This is a genomic window from uncultured Treponema sp., from assembly GCF_934725225.1.
Classification (GTDB): Bacteria; Spirochaetota; Spirochaetia; order Treponematales; family Treponemataceae; genus Treponema_D.
In genome coordinates this window covers 303,707-323,364 of record NZ_CAKVAM010000003.1, presented here as the reverse complement: position 1 = coordinate 323,364, position 19,658 = coordinate 303,707, and the positions used below count along the sequence as shown (strand labels likewise).

Below are 19,658 nucleotides of genomic sequence, written 5' to 3'. Positions count from 1 at the left end.
AATCAATATTTACAAATTTGTGAAAAATATTTCAAAAATAACTTGATTTATTTATAAAATTAATATATATTTTACTTAGATGCTAAAACATAAAGAATCAAAAAAAAGATTCTTTTAAGCCTTAAAACGAGAGGTACATTTATGGGAGTAACGGCATTTGGAAAAATTTTGAGAAAAAGAAGAATTGATTCTTCGGAAATTCTTGGAGACATGGCAAAGCGGCTTGACGTAAGTTCGGCTTACCTTTCTTCAATTGAAAATGGTCTGCGTGAGATTCCTGACTCTTTTGTTGAAAAAATTGCAAAGGAATACGGTCTTTCAGAGGCAGAAAAACTGGAGCTTGAAGAAGCACAGGCGCAGTCAAAGGGCAGTGTGAATGTTCCTCTTGGCGAGCAGAAAGATTCAAGCGAATATCTTGAAACCGCTGTAATGTTTGCCAAGGATTTTTCAAAGCTTACAGAACAGCAGGTCAGGCTTATGAAAGAGTTGCTTGAAAAGTTTCAGGCGGAATCTTCGGGAGAGAAAAATGGAAGTGGTGCAGTATGAAACACATTTAAAAGACGTAGAGTATTCAGAAACTCTGGTTCTTTCTGAAAACGAGATTAAAATCGCTTCGTTCTGGAGCCACTTGCTTTGCACGGCTACCACAAACCAGAAGTTCGAACCGCTCTTTGTAATGGAAAATATAATTCCCTGTTTTGACAGGACTTTCAATTATCTGATTGAGCCTGAAGATTTCTGGAAGCACGGAAAAGATGTGGCGGCTTTTTATAATGCGGCTCAAAACATGATTGTCATCAGAAGCGATGTCTATGAAGGCGCGCAGAATGGAAGCTATATCGATGTGATTACGATTGCGCATGAGGTAGTGCACTGTATCCAGTCGATTATCTTAAGATTCATAAGAATCTTTGAGTGCGCGGAATTCAAAAAGGAGCTTTCAAAAATCAAGGTGGAGCAGATTCAGGAGCATGAATTCCAGACTGATTTAATAATGCGGCTTTTGTTCTCTCCGGAAGAAATTACAAAGGGCAGAACGCAGGAGGAGGTTTTGGACGAGTATGTGCTAAAGCCTGTTCTTTCGCTTCTTTGCATTCTGATAAAAAAAGTTGGAAAGCAGTTCTTGGATTTGATAAAAGAAGAGAATTCAAAAATTCCTGCTGCAACTCAGAGCTATCTGGAGGCAGTCTAAAATGAAGAAGAAATATAGGAGGAAGCGGATGCACAACGGAATTGCCAATGCTCTTGCAAAAAAAAACTTGAACCTACGCCAATAGATTCAAGTTTTGCAGAATTAAGTCAGGATATGCTTAACTCAAAAATAACTTTGTATATCCTACTTTTTATTCTGTCTTTTTGCAAGAGCCAGAACAGCGTGCCGGTAAAACTAGATGAGTAAAATTACCGACTAAAACATTGCCGCATGGCAAAATTTAAAAGGCTCTTCACGCCATAAGCTGAAGAAGGATATATATGGAACACATTTCCACATTGGAAAACAGCTCATCATTAGTGAGTATTACATTAAAAGAAAACAAATTAAGAAAAGATGGAACTTATTACGCTACTGTAACGCGCAACAAGGCAAGCTTTAGAAACATTCTTTCAGAAATCGCGGAAGAAAACAAAGGAATAGATCCGTTCATTTTGCAGTATTGCGCAATTCTTATGCAGAAGAAAATATTAAAGTTTCTTGAACAAGGAAAAGCCGTGAACATTCTTGATCTTGGAACTATGTATATTGCAATGAATGTTTCTGCAAAGTCAAAAACTGAAGTTCCACAAAACGGAAAGTTCAAGGTAAGATTTTCTCCTACAAAGCTTACAAATTCTTCTTTGCAGAATCTTAACATTGACAAAATTGTCTACAACGACAAGTCCCCGGAAATTGATTCTGTGGCAGACATCAGCTCAGAAGAAGAGAATGTTCTTTTGCTAGGCGAACCGGCAAAAATAACTGGAGCGAACCTTAAGCTTGGAAGCGAAGAAAGCGGAATCTACTTTGCGGCCGTTGACTCAGACGAAAATCTTGAAGAACCTTCCGTCTGGACAAGGGTTGACGATTCAAAAGTATTCCGCAACAAGCCTGCGGAACTGAATTTCTTTGTGCCGCAAACTTTGGATTCTTCAAAAAGCTACAGAATCGTAATAAAAACAAACTATATTTCCGCAAGCGTTACCCGCAAGGAATTTTTAGAGTCCGTAAGCAACACTGTAAAAATAAAAGAATAGCGGTGCTGTAAGAAACTAAAATCTTCCCGGTTCTGTCATAATTATTTGTGCTGGAACTGGGAAGATTCAATTTTAGCCGTCATACATTTTATAGAAAAATTTTCCTAAACGATGCTATAATAATATTTAACTTAACTGTCATTCTCGTGCTTGACACGGGAATCTTGTGCTGCAGGAATAATGACATTAAATTTAATTTACACACTTTTTTTTCAGGAGTCGCCCATGCAGAATTATACGCTTGAAGCTGCCGCAAAAAAACAAAATGAAATTCAGGAAAGTTTAAAATCGCAGCCGAAGAATTTTCTGCTTCCGGTTTTTCATGCGTTTTCTCCGGCGGGATGGTGCAACGATCCGAACGGCTTTTCGTTTTTCGGCGGAAAATGCCATCTGTTTTTTCAGTATCATCCGTATTCGACGCAGTGGGGACCGATGCACTGGGGGCATCTTTGCACTTCGGATTTTGTCCGCTGGGAAATTCTTGACCCTGCTCTTGTTCCTGATTCTGCTTTTGACTGCGAAGGCTGCTTTTCCGGCACGGCAATTGAATTTGAAGGCAGGCATATTCTTGCGTACACTGGAGTTTCAAAAAATGAAAAAGGTGAAACTTTGCAGAACCAGTGCTTGGCGGAAGGCGACGGTCTTTGCTACAAAAAGTTTAAAAAGAATCCTGTGATTACTGCGGCGGACGTTCCGTTTGAATTTCAGAAAGGAGATTTCCGCGATCCAAAGTTGTGGCGCGAAGATGGAAAATTTTACATGGCGTGTGTTCTTAAAATGCCAGACGGAAAAGGCGCGCTTGTCTGCTTCCGCTCTGAAAATCTTCTTGACTGGAAGTTTGTTTCTGTGATTGACAAGAGCCGCGGAAAAAGCGGAATGTGGGAGTGTCCCGATATTTTTAAATTGTGTGGAAAGGACGTTGTGATTTTTTCTCCGCAGGAAATGAAAGCTGACTTTGAGAACGGACTTCACGATGGAAACAACAGCGTCTACATGACAGGAATTCTGAAGTGGCCGGAATTTGTTTTTGAGCGCGAAAAGCGGAATGAAAATTCTCTTGACTTTGCGCAGATTGACGGCGGAATTGATTTTTATGCGCCGCAGACTTGCCTTGCTCCTGACGGACGAAGAATCATGATTGCCTGGATGCAAAACTGGGAATCGTACATCACGCCCAAAAATTATCTTTGGTCTGGCATGATGACTTTTCCTCGTGAGCTTGAGTTGAAAAACGGAAAGTTTTTTCAGAATCCTGTGCGCGAGCTTTTGTTATATAGAAAAAAATGTGAAAGCGGCATTGTCTCTGAATCTTCCGTGTTTGTAAAAAATGATTTTTTGCATGGGGATATTGAGCTTGATCTTTTTTTTGATTTTGAAAATTCAGCGGACTGCAAAAATCAAAATGAAAAATTTTCTTTTGTGCTAAGCAGAAATTTTGCTGGCAAAAAATTTTCCGTAGAATTCACTTGCGACTTTGCAGAACAAACGCTTTGCTTTGACAGAAGAAATTCCGTTGGCGGCGGAGGAAAAATAAATTTCCGCAAAATGAAACTTCCGCCGTCTTCGTTCAGCTATGAGGAATCAGCTCACGGAAAAAAGATTTCTCTGCGGATTTTAATTGACACTTGCTCCATGGAAGTTTTTGTTAATGGCGGAGAGACGGCGTTCACAAATGCGTTCTTTCTTGTTCCTGCTGCTTTTGTTAGCTCTGAAAATTCTGCGGTGCTTGAAATGTCTGTTTCAAAAAATATTCGCGCTGAATATAAAGTTTTTGAAATTTAAATTACGGAGATTTGCAAAATGAAAAATTACGATGTTGTTGCGCTGGGAGAGCTTCTTGTGGATTTTACTCAGAACGGAATGAGCGCGCAGGGAAACTGGCTTATGGAAGCGAACTCTGGAGGCGCGCCATGCAATGTTCTTGCGATGCTTTTAAAGCTTGGACATTCAGCTTCGTTTGTTGGAAAAGTCGGAGATGATATGTTTGGAAAAATGCTCAAGTCAAAAATTGAAAATCTTGGAATCGGAACAGAAAATCTTGTGTTTTCAAAAAAATACAAAACAACGCTCGCTTTTGTTCACACTGCAAATGATGGCGACAGAAGTTTTTCGTTTTACAGAAATCAAGGCGCGGATTCCATGCTTGAAAAATCTGAAATAAAATCAGAGTTGATTTCAGACGCGAAAATATTTCACTTTGGAACTTTGTCAATGACAAATGAAATTTGCTTTGATGCCACTAAGTTTGCGCTTGAGACTGCAAAAAATTCTGGAGTGCTCCGTTCGTTTGATCCGAATCTGCGGCTTCCGCTTTGGGAAAATGAAAATCAGGCAAAAGAAAAAATTTTGTTTGGACTTTCAGAATGTGAAATCTTAAAGATTGCGGCGGAAGAGCTTGAATTTGTTTCCGGCGAAAAATCTATTTGCGATGGCATAAACTGGATCCGCTCAAAATTTAAAATTCCGCTGATTACAGTTACCAAGGGCAAGGACGGAAGCGAAGCGTTTTTCTCTGACGGAAAAATTTCTTTGCATGAAACAGCCGGAACATTTTCAAACGTAAAAACAATTGACACGACTGGAGCGGGCGACACATTCTGCGCTTGCATCCTGCATGAAATTCTTTGCGCTGGATACGAAACTTTTTCTAGGGAGCGTCTGCAAAAAATGCTTGTCTTTGCAAATGCCGCTTCATCGCTTGTAACAACAAAAAAAGGCTCGCTTTCAGTAATGCCTGCGCGTTCGGAAATTAAGCAGCTTATAAAAGATTTCAGCAAAAAATAACTGGCAAAAAAAATTCATAAAGTTTTCGATATTGCTCTTTGTTCTATTGAAATTCTGTGGGAAAGTGTTATTATTTATATAGCAATTATATAGAAGATTTTTGTTTTTTATTCGCCAGTTTTGCTTTGCAGGGGAGGGCTTGTGAAGTCCAACATTCTTACAGATTTTCTGAACGACCATTTTGTTTTGTTTACAAGCGTTCTCTCCGGGATTCTTTGCGCGCTTTATGTATGGAAAGGTTTTAACGAAGGATTTTTCGCAGGAACTTGGATTGTTGCCTTGATGAATTTTCTTTATATTCCGACTGCGGCTATTTTCAAGCGGAAATGTTTTTCTTATTTTTATCTTGTCTATTCAGTGATTCTTGTTTTTTTGATTGCGTTTGAAAAAACTTTTTTGTTCAATAATTTTACGGCTCTCTTTATTGTGTGTATTGTTGTTATGATAAAGCCCAAAGTAAAATATATTGCCATGTCGCTTTATTTTGGTGCGGTTTGTGTTGCTTTTTCTATAAACGGCGAAAGTGTGTTTCATTTTTTGATTCACATTGCCCGCAGCATCTGGTTTGTTGGAAGCGTTTTCTTTGTTCTTGGAAATCAGTTTGAACGCAAGCGGCTTGTGCTTTATGAAGATGAAGTGAAAATTCTTGAGCAGCTTTGCGATGGAAAAATCTACCAGAAAGAAGTTGAAGGCTTCAGCGAAAACACCGTGTACAGAAAACTCAAGGCGGCGCGTGAACGCAACGGAAACATTACGCGTGAGCAGTTAATCGCTTTGTTCAAAAAAGAGCGCATGGGAAGAAAATCATCAGAAAAAACATTCCGTCAGATTTAGTTTCCATGCCGCATTTTTTTATTGCCGTCCGCCAAGTTCTTTATCAAGCACATAAAGACCTTCTGGTGTTGAGCCGAACATTTTGTATTTGTCTATAAGCTCCTTTGCCTTTTGCTCTTCTTCAAGCTGTTCGTTTATAAACCAGTTCAAGAAATTTTTTGCAAACAAATTTTTTTCTTTTTCAGCTTGAAAGTAAAGCGTGGTTATGAGATTTGTTACGTACTCCTCGTGCTCAAGGCTTTGATTTAAAACTTGCGAAATTGTTTCAGGCTTGTTCTTTGGCGCGCCAATCGGCATAAGTTCCACAGGCTGATTTACTTTGCACAAGTAGTCGTAAATTTTCATTGCGTGCTCTTCCTCTTCTTTTGCCTGCTGTTTGTACCATTCAGCAAATCCGGCAAGTCCTTTCATGTCAAAAAAAGCCGCAAACCCAAGATAAATATAAGCTGACTCAAATTCTTTTTGAATCTGCGTGTTCAGCATTGAAGTTAAAGTTGTAGTCGTGTTCATAAAAATCCTCCGTGAAATTTAATATTCCGCTTTCCAAAGCCTGTGGATGTTGCAATATTCATAGGCGGCTTCAACTCGCTCCCCGGTCATAACTGCAAAATCTACGCTTGGAGAGTTTCCGGGACGAAGCCACTTTTGCTGGATTCCTTTATCAGTCTGAAGCAAAATCCATTCGATGTAGTGTTCTGCTTCTGACGGATGAAGTTTTGAGCCTACAGTAACAGAAACTGTGTTTCCTGCAACTTTGATTACAGGAATGTGTTTTTCTGTAGAGCCGTCTGTTGTTCCCGGCACAAGTTCCTGCATTTCTTCTCCGCAGCAAATTGTTGGAACTCCAGAGTCCTTTACGATGGCGATGATTTTTCCGCAGTGCCTGCAATAATAAAATTTCAACTGCATAATGACCTCCAAAAAATTTTGCAAGACCGGCTTGAAAAATAACTGCATTTTTTTTGCTGCCTGTTATTTTCTTTTTGCCTTGCGTTTACGCTTTTAAGATACCACAAAAAAATCCTGTGTAAACAAAAAACGTCCGCAAACGGTCATCAAAAAATCACCAGCGGTATGATGAGAGAAAATTTCATTGCTGTTCATAAACAAGCAGTTTATATTAACGGATTTGTGAAGGGAAAATAGGAATTTTAAGAGTTTTTATCTTATTTTCTCTTCAAAACTCAATATCTGAAATGCTAAATGCGTAGCGTTCTACTGATTTAGCCTTGCATTTTCCGTGGAAAAATATTACATTTGCGTTGCGCAGTTTATGATTCCTCATAACTCTCCTGCGCTTTATAAATTAAAATTCTTATGGAGGTTGGCGGTTTTGTTTCCGCTGATATTTTATGAAAAAATTCTTTTCTTTTGTTTCCCGCGAAGCTGACGACTTTAAAATTCTTTTGAGAAACATTCCTTCACTTACAGTTTCAATTTTTATTTTGTCTGTTGTCTGTGCGAATCTTATTGCGAACAAAGAGCTTGTGAGTTTTAAATATGTTGCGCTTGACTGCGGATTTGCGTTCAGCTGGATTATGTTTTTGTGCATGGATGTAATCTGCAAAAGATGGGGTGCGAAGGCTGCGATAAAAATTTCACTTGTTGCTCTTGCCGCGAATCTTTTTATCTGCGTTTCATTTGCGTTGCTTGCAAAGACTCCGGGAAAGTGGGGCGAATTTTACACTTCTGAAAATCAGCTTGTCAATGATGCGCTCAATGCAACTTTCGCTGGCTCTTGGTATGTTGTGCTCGGCTCGTCTGTCGCCTTTGTTTCGTCATCGGTTGTAAATGCTTTGCTTAACTGCGCAATCGGAAATCATTTTAAGTCGGACGGATTTTTTTCATTTGCATTCCGCTCTTATATTTCAACTGCAATAGCGCAGCTTGTGGACAATTTTATTTTTGCCACAATTGTTTCAAAAGTTTTCTTTGGCTGGACTTGGATTCAGGTTTTTGTATGCTCGGCGATTGGGGCAGGCTTTGAGCTTTTGGGCGAAATATTTTTTTCAGGCTTGGGATATAAAGTTGTCCGCCAGTGGGAAAGAGAAAAAGTCGGGCAGGAATATATTGAATACAGAAAGGCTAATGCAAAATGAAAGTTTTAATTACAGGAACGAGCAGAGGAATTGGCAGAGCGTGCGCTTTAAAATTTCTTGCTGAAAAAAATGAAGTCATCGGGCTTGATGTGCGCCCCGACTCAATAAGCGGCGATTCTTCTGTAAAGAATGCGGAATGTTATAAACATTTTGTCTGCGACATTTCAAAAGAAAATTCTCTTCCTGAAATAAGCGGCGTTGAAATTCTTGTGAACAACGCAGGAATTCAAACTGCCAGCAATTTCAGCCTTGATGATATAAAAGTGAATCTTGTTGGAACAATGGCGGTTACAGAAAAATATGCGTTTCAGAAAAAAATAAAATCGGTTTTATTCAATGCTTCCGTTTCAGCGCTTACAGGAAACGAGTTTGCTTCTTATGCCGCGTCAAAAGCTGGAGTTGTGGGCTACATGAAAAACTGCGCGATTCGGCTTGCAAATGAATATCGGGCGACTTGCAATGCCTTGTGCTTTGGCGGAATCCTTACGGAACTGAATGCGCCAGTTGTTCAGGATAAATCGCTTTGGAAAAAAATCATGGACGTAACTCCGCTAAAACGTTGGGCGACTGCGGAAGAAGCCGCTGACTGGATTTACTTTATGACTGCGATAAACAAATTCTGCACAGGGCAGGCAATCGATATTTCCGGCGGAGAACGCAACTGTGCCGACTTGTTCGTGTGGTAAAAATTTGACATTTCAGCAGTTATTACTTTATAATTACATTAGGTTTGTCAAGGAGGTTTTTATGGTGGTTTCTGTAGTTCCTATTGGAAATTCTCGTGGAATAAGATTTCCCAAAATGATATTAGATAAATTTTTAGTGAAAGACAAAATGAATATGAAAGTAACCGAAAAAGGCATTCTGCTTACTCCTATAAAAGAAAATCCTCGTGAAGGCTGGGCGGAAGCATTTTGTGAAATGCACAAAAATAAAGATGATGTGATGGAGGACATTCCTTCTTCAGAGGAGTTTGAATGGGAATGGTAATAAATCAATATGATGTTTATCTTGTAAACTTAGATCCAACTGTTGGACATGAAATAAAAAAGACTCGTCCTTGCCTTATAATTTCTCCTGATGAAATAAATAATAATATCAGCACTATAATTATTGCTCCTATGACAACAAAATCCCATTCATATCCGACAAGAATTCCAGTGAGATTCGAAGGAAAAAATGGCTGGATTGTTTTGGATCAAATAAGAACTGTAGATAATATTCGTCTTATAAAAAGGCTTGGAAAAATATCAAAAAAAGAAGTTTTAGAAGTGAAAAAGATTCTGAAAGAAATGCTTGTGAATTGAAATTGTTTTTGTCTGTTTTTCATATTCTTTTTAGTTGACTTGCCGGTATTTTCAATGCTAAATTTTAAGAATGAGATTTTCTTCTAGTCGTTTTGTCCGCTGTTTTTTATTTGTGCTTTTGTTTTTTCCTTGCTTTGGGTTTTCATTTTCTGCATTCAATTTAAAATGTGAAGAGCCTGAGCTGCTTTCATTATTCAAAAAGGCTTATCCTGATATTCAGTTTAAAAGCGAATACAATGCGTTTGCCGGCGACTGGAAAATTTCACTTTCGCATGGCGGAAGAACTGCGGAATTTTTCTGGGCGGACGGAATGTTTTTGCCTGAATCCGAAATCGAAAATAAAAATCTGTACAATTCTTTTCTATATGAATATGATTTTGTTCTGCATGACCCGGCGGATTTTACAGACGAGGACATTGAAAAAATCCGGCAGTTCAGTTCTCCAGAAAACAGAACAAGCGGCAAGGGAACGCCTCCATTTTTTTACGACTTTGTATATGACTGCAAGACAAGAGTTTCCCTTGAGCAGCATATAAAAAAAATATCGTTCCTTGGAAAAAAAACAAATGCGCATGAGCGACTTAGAGAGCCTCTTGCAAAAGTCGAAAAAGAAATTCTTGAAGCTTCAAAGTCTGATGCGGAAGTAAAAAATTTTTTAGATACACTTTTAAGCGCGGACAGTTATTCTTGGCGGAATATAAGCGATTCTGGCAATCGTTCTTTTCATAGTCTTGGACTTGCGCTTGACTTGCTTCCAAGAGGCTGGAAGCAGAAAAATGTATACTGGGCATGGAGACGAGATATTGACGGAGACAACTGGATGAAGCTTCCGCTTGAAAGAAGATGGATGCCACCGAAAAAAGTAATTGAGATTTTTGAAAACAACGGATTTTTGTGGGGCGGAAAGTGGGCAATCTGGGACAATATGCATTTTGAATATCGCCCAGAAGTTATTCTTTTCAGCAGATTGCAGAATAAGCAATCCCGGTAATTTTCCTGCCTTGAATTTTATTTTCCTAGCTCAAGGATGCTTTCTTTTATTGCGTTTGTGTCAGTAAGAAGTTTTTCTGTGCGTTCTTTTACTGTCTGTGTAAGTTCGCGCATTGTTCCTACTGCCTGCAAAAGCTGCTTTCCGCCTTCGTTCTGTTCGGAAATTGCACGGCGCACAGTCTGCTCCTGCTCAACCACAGTTCCAGAAAGCTGCACAACTTCTGAAAATTCCTTTTGGACATCTCCAGTGTCTTTGAACGTTGCATCGATTAGCTGCTTTACATTTTTTAGAACATCAGAAATTTTGCGTGCTTGTGAGCCTGAATTTTCAGCGAGTTTTCTTATTTCGTCGGCTACAACTGCAAATCCTCGCCCGGAATCTCCTGCGTGGGCGGCTTCTATTGCGGCGTTCATGGCAAGAAGGTTTGTCTGGCTTGCAATTTTTTGAATAACGCTGCTCATTTCGCTAAGTCCGTTTGAGTTTTCTTCAATCTTGGAAACAAGCTCGGCAACATTTTCAATTCCTGCCATTCCTTTTCTTGTTGCTCCGTCAAGAAGTCCCACGGATTCAGCGTTGTGTTCAAGAATTGAATTTATAGAATTTATGTTTGCAATCATTTCTTCAACAGCGGAAGAAGAAGTTGAAACGCTTTCGCTCATGTTGCGTGCGGCATCTGTCAAAGTCTGGACATCGCGTCCGTTTTCTGTAAGTTTTTCAGCTCCGGCTTCAACAACTTTACGCACAGACTGTTTTACTTCGTCCTGATGCTGCTCGTTCATTATGTCCTTTAAAATATTTGTGTAATGAGTGCAGTTTTCAGGGTGGTTCAGTCCGTTGTAAATTGCAACCGCCATCTGCTCGCAGTTTTCATATCCGCAGGCACCACAGTTTAAAATGTCCGCCTTTGTTTTTTTGTGCATATCTGTGTAGATTTTTTGAATTTCTTCCTGCGAAGGCTCTTTTATTGTTTGGCGGAAATATGCACTTCTGTCAACATAAGTTCTGTCGTAAAGTCCGGGCTTCCAAAACTCATCGATTGCCTTGTTAAGTTTTTTCAGAGCGGATTTTTTGCTGTGTCCTTTTTTTGCCCAGTACGAACGGCGCTCCTGCATTCGGTTTTCTACAAAAGATTCCATTTCGTCAAGGTGCATTCCCTTATTTGTAGTTCCGGCTCCTTCGTTGCATCCGTTTTCGCAGTTAAGGCAGTCAACTAAAGTGAAGCACGGCTTTTTGTTTTTATTCGCTTCTGAAAATTTTGCAAGATAATGAAAAACTTTTGGATTGCCTTCAATCTTACGCGTCTTTTCTGAAATGCCCGGAACAAAGCGTTCTGCGGTTCTCATAAGTCCGCCCGGAGTTGAATAAAGAACTCCACGTTCCGCGGCAGGATTTTCGTATTCTACTTTTGGAAATGAATCGAGCTTAAGATTTTTTTCTTCCATATATTTCTGGATTGAGCGCATTGTTACGTTGTAGTCGCACACTCCAGTTTCGTCGAACTCACGCCGTTTTGCATAGCATGGCGAAATTGCCGCGATTTTATATCCGCTGTATTTTGTATAAAATTCTTTTATCATTTTTGCGCAGTGAAGCATCGGGCTGTCGGCAGGCGCAAGATATTTTATGAGTTCTGGGCGGTAAGTTTCAATAAACGAAACAAGGGCAGGACAAGGCTGAGAAATTACGCAATCTGGATTTTTGTTTTTAATATATTCAACATAAGATTTTGTTGTAAGCTCCGCGCCAAAACTTACATCAAAAACAGCTTCCACACCAAGCGACTTTAAAAATCCGTTCAGTTCAAGGTCTTTTCCGCGGAAACTAACAATTGCGGCAGGCGCAACAATCGCCACGATTTTTTCACCTTTTTTAAGAGATTCAAAGAAAAGTTCTGCGTCGTCAATTCCTTTTCTTGCGCCGTGAGTGCAGGCTTCAATGCAAGAGCCGCAACCTATGCAAAGTTTTTCGTCAAATGCAACGTGGTCTCCAGCTCCGTTGTTGCACATTTTTACAGGACACACCGCAATGCACCTTTGGCAGTTTACGCATTTTTCTTTGTCTACGGAAATTACTGAACGATATTTTCCAGTTTGTGTGTTTAGATTTTTTGTCATGTCGAACTCGGTAAAAAGTGATTTAGTGAATTTGGTTTCGGCTAGTATCTAACGAAAACGGTTTTTCGTCAACCATTGATATTTTCTATAATTTTATTTCTTTGCGAGCCTGCTGATTTTATTGACATTGTGCGGAAAAAGTTTATAATTATGCAAAACTTTGTAAAAGGAGTGTATAAAAATGCAGTTTATTGATGGCGGAGTTACAGCTCCTAAAGGATTTACAGCGAATGGAATGCTTTGCAAAATAAAGGAAAGCAGCACAAAAAACGACCTTGCGCTTGTTTTTAGCGAAAAGCTTTGCAATGCGGCCGGCGTATTTACACAGAATAAAGTCAAGGCAGAAAGCGTAAAGCTTACAAAAGAAAATATTGCCAACGGAAAAGCTCAGGCTGTTATTGCCAACTCTGGAAACGCAAATGCTTGTACTGGCGAACAGGGCGCGAAAGTTGCGCGAAAAATGGCGAGCCTTGCAGCTGATGTTCTTGGAATAAATCCTAATGATGTTATTGTTTACTCCACAGGCGTAATCGGCAAGCAGCTTCCTGTTGAAAAAATCGAAAAGAATATTCAGACTTTAAAAGACGGACTTTCCAAGGAAGGACATAAAGAAGCCCGCGCTGCAATAATGACAACAGACACTCATTACAAGGAATGCGCTGTAGAAACTGTAATCGGCGGAAAAACTGTAAGAATCGGAGCAATGGCAAAAGGTTCTGGAATGATTCATATAAACATGGGAACAATGCTCAGCGTTATGACAACTGACTGCGCTATTTCTTCCCAGATGCTTGAAAAAGCCTTGCGCAAATCTGTTGCTGGAACTTACAACTGCGTTTCAATTGACGGCGACACTTCCACAAACGACAGCCTGACTGTTCTTGCAAACGGAATGGCAGGAAACGATGAAATCACTTGCGAAGGAAAAGACTTTGAGATTTTTTACGAAGCCTTGAATGCAATAAATACCCAGATGGCAAAAAAGATTGCAGGAGACGGAGAAGGTGCAACCAAGCTGATTGAATGCAATGTTTCCGGGGCGAAGGACGTTGAAACTGCGCGTGGTCTTGCAAAAGCCGTTATAAGCTCAAGCCTTGCAAAAGCCGCAATTTTTGGAAGCGATGCGAACTTCGGGCGTTTTTTGTGCGCAATGGGATATTCAGGATTTGACTTTTCGCCTGAAAAAACTTCCATAACTTTTGAAAGCGCGGAAAATTCCATGCGGACTGGTGCGACTGATTTTATCGGCGAGCAGAAAGGGAAACGCACTTCGCTTAAAGTTTTTGAAAACGGAGTTCCTCTTGACTTTGACGAGGCATTGGCAAAAAAAGTTCTTCAGGAAGCGGAAATAAAAATCAACATTGAATGCCAGGACGGAACTGCCTGCGGAACTGCCTGGGGCTGTGATTTGACTTACGAATATGTTAAAATAAACGGCGATTACAGAACCTAAAACACGGAGCAAAAAATTGAATACAAATGAACCTGATATAGAAGAAATTGATCCTCGGCTTGACAATGCGCATTGGTCTGATGTGCTTGTTCAGGCTCTTCCGTATTTTAAGCATTGGGTCGGAAAAGTTGTTGTCGTAAAGTACGGCGGAAACGCTATGCTTAATGCGGATTTGAAGAAGCACGTAATGGAAGATATTGTTCTATTAAACACGATTGGAATCCATGTTGTGCTTGTTCACGGCGGCGGTCCTGAAATTAACAATATGCTTGGAAGAGTCGGCAAGAAAAGCAAATTCATAAACGGACTTCGCTACACTGATGCGGAAACAATGGAGATTGTCCAGATGGTTTTGACTGGAAAACTGAACAAGGACATTGTTGCTCTTCTTCTTGAAAACGGCGGAAAGGCTGTTGGCTTGAGCGGAGTTGATTCAGGACTTTTGAAGGCTGTGAAAATCCAAAAAGACGGACAGGACTTGGGTTTTGTCGGTGAAGTTACAGAAGTGAACCCTGAAATTCTTGAGTCGCTTTTGGAGCAGAATTTTATTCCTGTAGTTTCGACTGTTGCCTTGGGCTGCGATGGCGACAATGTCCGTTACAACATAAATGCCGACACTGCCGCTGCGAAAATTGCCGTGGCTCTTCATGCTGAAAAATTTGTTCAGCTTACAAATGTGCCTGGCGTTTTAAAAGATGTGAATGATCCGAAGTCTTTGATTCAGCGGATTCATATTGGCGATGTTGAAAAATATATAGACCAAGGAATAATTGCCGGCGGAATGATTCCGAAGATTGAGTGCTGTATGCTTGCCCGAAACGGCGGTGTTCCGCGCACTCATATTATTGACGGCCGTGTTCCTCATTCGCTTTTAATTGAAATGTTCAGCGACCGCGGAATTGGAACGATGATTTACTAGAGGTTAACATGGGAAGCAAAAAAGTTTTAAATAATTACGGCTCTTTTGATGTTGTTTTTAAGAGCGGAAAAGGTTCTGTTCTTACAGATATAAATGGAAAAAAATATATTGATTTTCTTGCGGGAATCGCAGTGAACAGCTTGGGGCATAATTTTAAGCCGCTTGTAAAAGCTGTGTCTAGCCAGGCAAAAAAACAGATTCATGTCTGCAATTATTTTCTTAGCGACATTGGCATAAAGTATGCGGATGAACTTTTGAATGCTACAGGATTTGAAGGCGTGTTCTTTGGAAACAGCGGCGCGGAAGCAAATGAAGCTGCGATAAAACTTGCACGCAAATTCGGCCAGCTGAATGGCGGTTCAAAAAGAAAAACTATTGTAACGTTGGAGCATTCTTTTCACGGACGCACGATGGCAACTCTTACTGCGACTGGTCAGGATATTTTTCACCCGGAAACTTTTGCGCCTTATGTTGAAGGTTTCAAAACTATAAAGCCAAACGATTATGATTCTTTGAAAGACGCTTTTGACGATACGACTGCCGCTTTGATGATGGAATGTGTTCAAGGCGAGGGCGGCGTTTTTCCTCTTGATAAGGAATGGGCAAAGGCGGCCGCAGAAGCTGCAAGAAAAGCTGGCGCAATTGTAATCTGCGATGAAGTTCAGACAGGAATGGGACGCACAGGAACTCTTCTTGCGAGCGAGCAGCTTGAAATAAATCCGGAAGTTGTAACACTTGCAAAAGCAATTGCCGGTGGAATTCCAATGGGCGCTTGTCTTTACCGCGGAAAAGGAAATGTTCTTGCGGCAGGAGAGCATCAGTCAACTTTCGGCGGAAATCCTCTTGCGTGCAGCGCGGCCAGTGTTGTTTTGCATGAGCTTTTAAAGGACGGCTTCTTGTCTTCTGTTTGTGAAAAAGGCGAATATATTCAAAGCACTGTAAAAAGCTGGAATTTGCCTTGCGTAGAAGATGTGCGCGGAAAAGGTCTTATGATTGGAATTCAGGTTTCAAAAAATCCTGTGGAAGTTGAAAAACTTTGCCTTGAAAAAGGTGTGCTTTTTTCTACAGCAGGAAAAAATGTCTTGCGCCTAGTTCCGCCTTTAAATATCGGCTACAAGGAAATTGACAAAGGTCTTTCTATTATAAAAGAAGTTCTTGAAAAATAAAAAAATTGCATTATCGTTGCTCCCTTACATTCTTGGGAGCATTTTTTTTATTTTGACGTGCGGTAAATATGTTATTTATTTTTATTGAAAAGTTTCTAATTTACGTTTTGCCATGCTGCTATATTGTTCATCTGTAGATTGCTCTAATAATTTATAATATTTTTTTGCGTCTTCTTTTTCACCAAGATCTTCAGAAATATATGCAAGATTTGCTAGAATTATCATATCTGACTTGTCAAGTTCATAAGCTGATTTAAAATATTCTTTTGCGGATTTTAAGTCATTTGAATAAATACAGCATATTGCAGCATCATTATATGCAATGGGATTTTTAGGATAGTATTTGATAAATTCGACTGACAATTTTTTTGCATACTTTATTGAATCTTCAGTTTTTTCTTTCAGCCATTTTCCAATATATCCATGCATAGTTTTTTCAAAGTCAATACTGGCTTCTTTTGCAGGCGTATTATTTGCCCACAGCCATTTTGATTTATTTTTTTTATCCAAATCAAATACTTTCTTTAATAATTCACATTGATTTTTATAATCTTTTCTTAAGTAGTAAAAATGAGCCTTTCCAAAATACATATCAAGTCTTTTAGGATTGTATGAAATTCCTTTGTCAATATATTCAAAAGCTTTGTTTGACATTTCATCATCATATTTAGTTATAAAACACATATAACCTTCCTCGCCGTTTTCATTCTGGCCTTTCATATAGCTTTTACAGTCCGGCGGAAGATCTGTTTCAAAATACATTTGATTTTGTGTGGCTTTCTGCAAATAGAAATTAAAATACGCTACATAAAGTTCCGCATCTTTTTTGTTTTCCTGTTCCCAATTGCCTAAGAAGGTTTCAAGTTCATCATACTTTTTTTCACCCATTAAATTCCAAAATTCGACAATTCTTTTTTCAGCAAATATTGAGTTAGCAAAAAGTAAAGTGCAAATAAATGTAAAAATAAACTTTTTCATTTTTTTCCCTTTGAGTTATAGATATTTTCAATCAATATATAATAGCATAAAAACAGCAGTTTTTCTATGTGGTTTTTGTCGTCTAGTTCATCTGCTGCAAAACTCTACATTCAGATTAGATATTCTTATAGAAATAAAATCTTTACATTTCCTGTTTCTTTTCATAGAATAGAATCAGATTATGGAAAATAAAAATTTATCAGCAAAAAGCAATTTTGAAGTTCTTGCGTCAAATCTTTCAAAAGAGGAACGCTCTGATATTTTGAGCCAGATTCAGCAGGACAAAGTTGATGTTTCATTTCCTTCTGAAAAATCCGACAATCAGCTTGAGCAGGAAAAACGCAGAGAAGACAAGCTGACTCTTTCGGAAAAACTTAGACAAGAGCCGCTTTTGTTCAGATTCATTTTGTGGCTGAAATCTTTGTTTTTGAATTCTAGCATTGAAACTGTTTACAATAATTCCGTTGTGGCTTCTCTTTCAAAAAATTTGGAGCATGATTTTCCTGATATAATTGACTGCAAAAACAAGCTTCTTCTTTCTGGATTTTATTCCGGGCTTTTGGATTTAAAGCGAGTGCGTGAATTTTTTAAGCCTTCGTTTGATTCGCTTGAACAGGACACCGGGCTGTTTTATTTTTTGCTTGGTTTTACCGTGATGCCTGAAATTGTTCAAGAAATAAAATCTTCGTGCGATGTTTACAGTTATTCTTTTGAAAAACCTTTGCCTGCGGACATAAGAAATATTCTTTTTACAAAGCTTGACGGAATTGTTTCTGGAATTTCTTCTGAAAAGAAAATTCAAATGTCTTCTTGCGCGCGTGAATTTGAGCGGCTTAGAATGTTTGTGAAAATTCCGCTTGGCACTGTTATGTCAAAATTTTCTTCCGGCTCTTCCGGACGCACTTGTTCTTTTTCGCAGATAAAAGATGATTTTGACAGCCTTGCAAGAATTCTTTTGGGGCGGCTTGAATGCTCAGATACAACTCTTTCTGTTCTTTTTATGTCTGGAATTCCGCAGAAGGATTTGTGGAACTGCTCGGCTTCTTCATATGAGGAGATTTCAGAAAAAGTAAATTCATCGTCTGCAGAAATTTCTTTGCTGAATACGTTTGCAGAAAAAATTCCGCTTAAAAAATTTGGAAAAGTAATTTCTGAAAATTCCCTTTATTCTCCGTTGCCGTTGAGCTACAGCGATTTGTGGTTTCAGAAATTCAAGGAGCAGTGGAAAGTTGTTTTGGACAAGCGGCTTAAAATGTGGAACAAGGATTTTAAAAAATCAGAAGTAAAGAAAAAACTCAAAACTTATTTTTCACTTGAGGATTTTCCAAAGTATCCTTCTCGTCCCTGGAAAAAAATCGGTGCGGACTACACTGAAAAATATGAAAATTCGATTGGCTTTTTGAATTATTATTTAAAGAATGAATTTCCAAAATACAAGCAGCTTTTGAGCACAATTACTTTGGAAGGAAAATTTTCGATAAAGGAAAATATGTATGAGTTTTCCGACATGATTTCCACGTTGAATTCTATTATCAGCAAAAATGATTTTCTTATTGAACGGCTTTCGTCTTCCGGGGAATATGGTTCTGAAATTGCGCATTATGCTTCTTCTGAAAAAGAGCCGGACAAAGAAAAACTCCGCAGCATTCTTTTTGAAATTGAGGGAAATGCCTTGGACTTGGCGGATATGTTTGCAAAATTTTTGACCGGCTTTGAAAATCTTTTGTTTGCGATGCTTGGCGAAAAGTCAACAGTTTATTACGGACCGCTTGCGAATTTAAATAAGATAATGGGTGCGGACAATAAAGAGTTCAAATTGAATCTTGAAAAATTTGCGCACAGCATAAAATTTGCTTCTGAAGTTTTGCAGGCAATTATAGAAATGGAAAATATTTCAGTATGAATTTTTTGACAGGAAATTTTTTTTATAACGGAATGCCTTTGTTTTCTGCGCCTTTGTGGGGAATGTCGGTTTTGTCGTCTGGAAATATGCGGTTCAGATGGAATGAAACCAATTCAGTGCGAGATAATTTTTTTTCTTCAATTTGCGCTGAAAAAAGAAAGGTTGCGCAGCCGGAACTCATTCATTCAAAAACTGTCTATGAAGTTTCTAGCGCGGATGAAATTTTTCAAAAGAAAGGAGACGGAATTTTTACTTCAAATAAATTCATTGTTCCTGCTGTAACAGTTGCGGACTGTATGCCGATTTTTGTTTATGACAAAAACTCAAATGTGTTTGGCGTTTTGCATTCCGGCTGGAAGGGAACTGGAATTGCGGTGGAAGCTTTTTATATGCTGAATAAAAAATACGGTTCCAAACCTGATGATTTGTGCTTTGTTTTGGGACCGCATATAAATTCGTGCTGTTATTCCATTAATAAAGGCCGCGCTGAATATTTTTTGAAAAACTTTGGATGCGGCTGTGTTTCTTCAGATGAGAATAAATATTCATTGAGCCTTGCGGATGCGAATCTGTATCTTTTAAGAAAAATTGGCATTCCAGATGGAAATATTTTTGTGAGCAAAGAATGCACTTGCTGTTTTAAGGAAAACGGAGCGTTTAAGTACGGCTCTTTTAGGCGGCAGACATCATCGCTTCCGCAGAATTTGCCTTTGGAAGAAAAACAGAAACACTTTACTGTTCAAACTGCATTCGTTTTTTATTCATTTTGATATTGCATATTTATTCATAAAAATGTATATTCTATGCATACAGTAATTTTGTTTGAAAGTTGTTCAACTGAAAATAAAGTTACTGAAAAATTCTTTATAAGAGGCGTT

At 38.9% G+C, this 19,658-nt stretch carries 20 protein-coding genes; 16 read left to right on the top strand and 4 right to left on the bottom strand.

Annotated features, from left to right (window positions below; genetic code table 11):
- Positions 1-141: 141 nt before the first annotated feature.
- From Q0H92_RS06445 to Q0H92_RS06420, 6 genes are all read left to right on the top strand, one after another.
- Complete coding sequence (locus tag Q0H92_RS06445) at positions 142-546, top strand: helix-turn-helix transcriptional regulator (RefSeq protein ID WP_296013075.1); 405 nt, start codon at positions 142-144, stop codon at positions 544-546.
- Positions 527-1,192, top strand: a complete 666-nt coding sequence (locus Q0H92_RS06440) for a hypothetical protein (RefSeq protein ID WP_296013073.1) — start codon at positions 527-529, stop codon at positions 1,190-1,192. Before Q0H92_RS06445 ends, Q0H92_RS06440 begins: the two co-directional genes overlap by 20 nt.
- A gap of 281 nt (positions 1,193-1,473) precedes the next feature.
- Positions 1,474-2,232 carry a DUF4469 domain-containing protein gene (locus Q0H92_RS06435; RefSeq protein ID WP_296013071.1) on the top strand — a complete coding sequence of 253 codons (759 nt, stop codon included), beginning with the start codon at positions 1,474-1,476 and terminating at the stop codon, positions 2,230-2,232.
- Between the two features lie 225 nt (positions 2,233-2,457).
- Positions 2,458-4,014, top strand: coding sequence for a GH32 C-terminal domain-containing protein (locus tag Q0H92_RS06430; RefSeq protein ID WP_296013069.1), 1,557 nt, complete (start codon positions 2,458-2,460; stop codon positions 4,012-4,014).
- A gap of 18 nt (positions 4,015-4,032) precedes the next feature.
- Positions 4,033-5,016: a carbohydrate kinase gene (locus Q0H92_RS06425; RefSeq protein WP_296013068.1), complete on the top strand. Its 984-nt coding sequence runs from the start codon at positions 4,033-4,035 to the stop codon at positions 5,014-5,016.
- A 141-nt stretch (positions 5,017-5,157) separates the two neighbouring features.
- Complete coding sequence (locus Q0H92_RS06420; RefSeq protein ID WP_296013065.1) at positions 5,158-5,850, top strand: hypothetical protein; 693 nt, start codon at positions 5,158-5,160, stop codon at positions 5,848-5,850.
- An 18-nt stretch (positions 5,851-5,868) separates the two neighbouring features.
- Here Q0H92_RS06420 and Q0H92_RS06415 read toward each other — a convergent pair whose 3' ends face one another.
- Both Q0H92_RS06415 and Q0H92_RS06410 read right to left on the bottom strand, forming a co-directional pair.
- Positions 5,869-6,360, bottom strand: a complete 492-nt coding sequence (locus Q0H92_RS06415) for a ferritin (protein ID WP_296013063.1) — start codon at positions 6,358-6,360, stop codon at positions 5,869-5,871.
- Positions 6,361-6,378: 18 nt separating this feature from the next.
- Positions 6,379-6,759: a desulfoferrodoxin family protein gene (locus Q0H92_RS06410; protein ID WP_296013061.1), complete on the bottom strand. Its 381-nt coding sequence runs from the start codon at positions 6,757-6,759 to the stop codon at positions 6,379-6,381.
- A 443-nt stretch (positions 6,760-7,202) separates the two neighbouring features.
- Here Q0H92_RS06410 and Q0H92_RS06405 point away from each other — a divergent pair, with 443 nt between their 5' ends.
- The 5 genes from Q0H92_RS06405 (at position 7,203) to Q0H92_RS06385 (ending at position 10,247) form a co-directional block, all read left to right on the top strand.
- Entirely contained in the window at positions 7,203-7,949 is a 747-nt protein-coding gene (locus tag Q0H92_RS06405; protein WP_296013060.1) for a VUT family protein, read from the top strand.
- The gene (locus Q0H92_RS06400) at positions 7,946-8,635 is read left to right on the top strand and encodes an SDR family oxidoreductase (RefSeq protein WP_296013057.1); all 690 of its coding nucleotides are present in this window, start codon (positions 7,946-7,948) and stop codon (positions 8,633-8,635) included. Before Q0H92_RS06405 ends, Q0H92_RS06400 begins: the two co-directional genes overlap by 4 nt.
- 61 nt (positions 8,636-8,696) lie before the next feature.
- Positions 8,697-8,939 carry an AbrB/MazE/SpoVT family DNA-binding domain-containing protein gene (locus Q0H92_RS06395; RefSeq protein ID WP_296013055.1) on the top strand — a complete coding sequence of 81 codons (243 nt, stop codon included), beginning with the start codon at positions 8,697-8,699 and terminating at the stop codon, positions 8,937-8,939.
- Positions 8,927-9,256, top strand: a complete 330-nt coding sequence (locus Q0H92_RS06390) for a type II toxin-antitoxin system PemK/MazF family toxin (protein WP_296013053.1) — start codon at positions 8,927-8,929, stop codon at positions 9,254-9,256. The genes Q0H92_RS06395 and Q0H92_RS06390 overlap by 13 nt, the downstream gene beginning before the upstream one ends.
- Before the next feature lie 70 nt (positions 9,257-9,326).
- Positions 9,327-10,247: a M15 family metallopeptidase gene (locus Q0H92_RS06385; protein WP_296013050.1), complete on the top strand. Its 921-nt coding sequence runs from the start codon at positions 9,327-9,329 to the stop codon at positions 10,245-10,247.
- A 17-nt stretch (positions 10,248-10,264) separates the two neighbouring features.
- On the opposite strand, the gene Q0H92_RS06380 is transcribed toward Q0H92_RS06385, so the two are convergent.
- Entirely contained in the window at positions 10,265-12,361 is a 2,097-nt protein-coding gene (locus tag Q0H92_RS06380) for a [Fe-Fe] hydrogenase large subunit C-terminal domain-containing protein (RefSeq protein ID WP_296013048.1), read from the bottom strand.
- 181 nt (positions 12,362-12,542) lie between these two features.
- Here Q0H92_RS06380 and argJ point away from each other — a divergent pair, with 181 nt between their 5' ends.
- Genes argJ through Q0H92_RS06365 form a run of 3 tightly spaced genes read left to right on the top strand, consistent with a single transcriptional unit; the run spans position 12,543 to position 15,899 of the window.
- Complete coding sequence (argJ, locus tag Q0H92_RS06375) at positions 12,543-13,814, top strand: bifunctional glutamate N-acetyltransferase/amino-acid acetyltransferase ArgJ (RefSeq protein WP_296013046.1); 1,272 nt, start codon at positions 12,543-12,545, stop codon at positions 13,812-13,814.
- A 16-nt stretch (positions 13,815-13,830) separates the two neighbouring features.
- Positions 13,831-14,733, top strand: a complete 903-nt coding sequence (argB, locus tag Q0H92_RS06370; RefSeq protein WP_296013044.1) for an acetylglutamate kinase — start codon at positions 13,831-13,833, stop codon at positions 14,731-14,733.
- An 8-nt stretch (positions 14,734-14,741) separates the two neighbouring features.
- Complete coding sequence (locus Q0H92_RS06365; RefSeq protein WP_296013042.1) at positions 14,742-15,899, top strand: acetylornithine/succinylornithine family transaminase; 1,158 nt, start codon at positions 14,742-14,744, stop codon at positions 15,897-15,899.
- A gap of 81 nt (positions 15,900-15,980) precedes the next feature.
- On the opposite strand, the gene Q0H92_RS06360 is transcribed toward Q0H92_RS06365, so the two are convergent.
- A complete protein-coding gene (locus Q0H92_RS06360; protein WP_296013039.1) occupies positions 15,981-16,877 on the bottom strand; it encodes a hypothetical protein in 897 nt (298 codons plus the stop codon).
- A gap of 181 nt (positions 16,878-17,058) precedes the next feature.
- Between Q0H92_RS06360 and Q0H92_RS06355 the strand changes: the two genes are divergently transcribed.
- Positions 17,059-18,780 (top strand): DUF5312 family protein, encoded by a 1,722-nt coding sequence (locus Q0H92_RS06355; RefSeq protein ID WP_296013037.1) that lies wholly within the window; start codon positions 17,059-17,061, stop codon positions 18,778-18,780.
- Positions 18,777-19,550: a polyphenol oxidase family protein gene (locus Q0H92_RS06350; protein WP_296013035.1), complete on the top strand. Its 774-nt coding sequence runs from the start codon at positions 18,777-18,779 to the stop codon at positions 19,548-19,550. Before Q0H92_RS06355 ends, Q0H92_RS06350 begins: the two co-directional genes overlap by 4 nt.
- Positions 19,551-19,658: the final 108 nt, after the last annotated feature.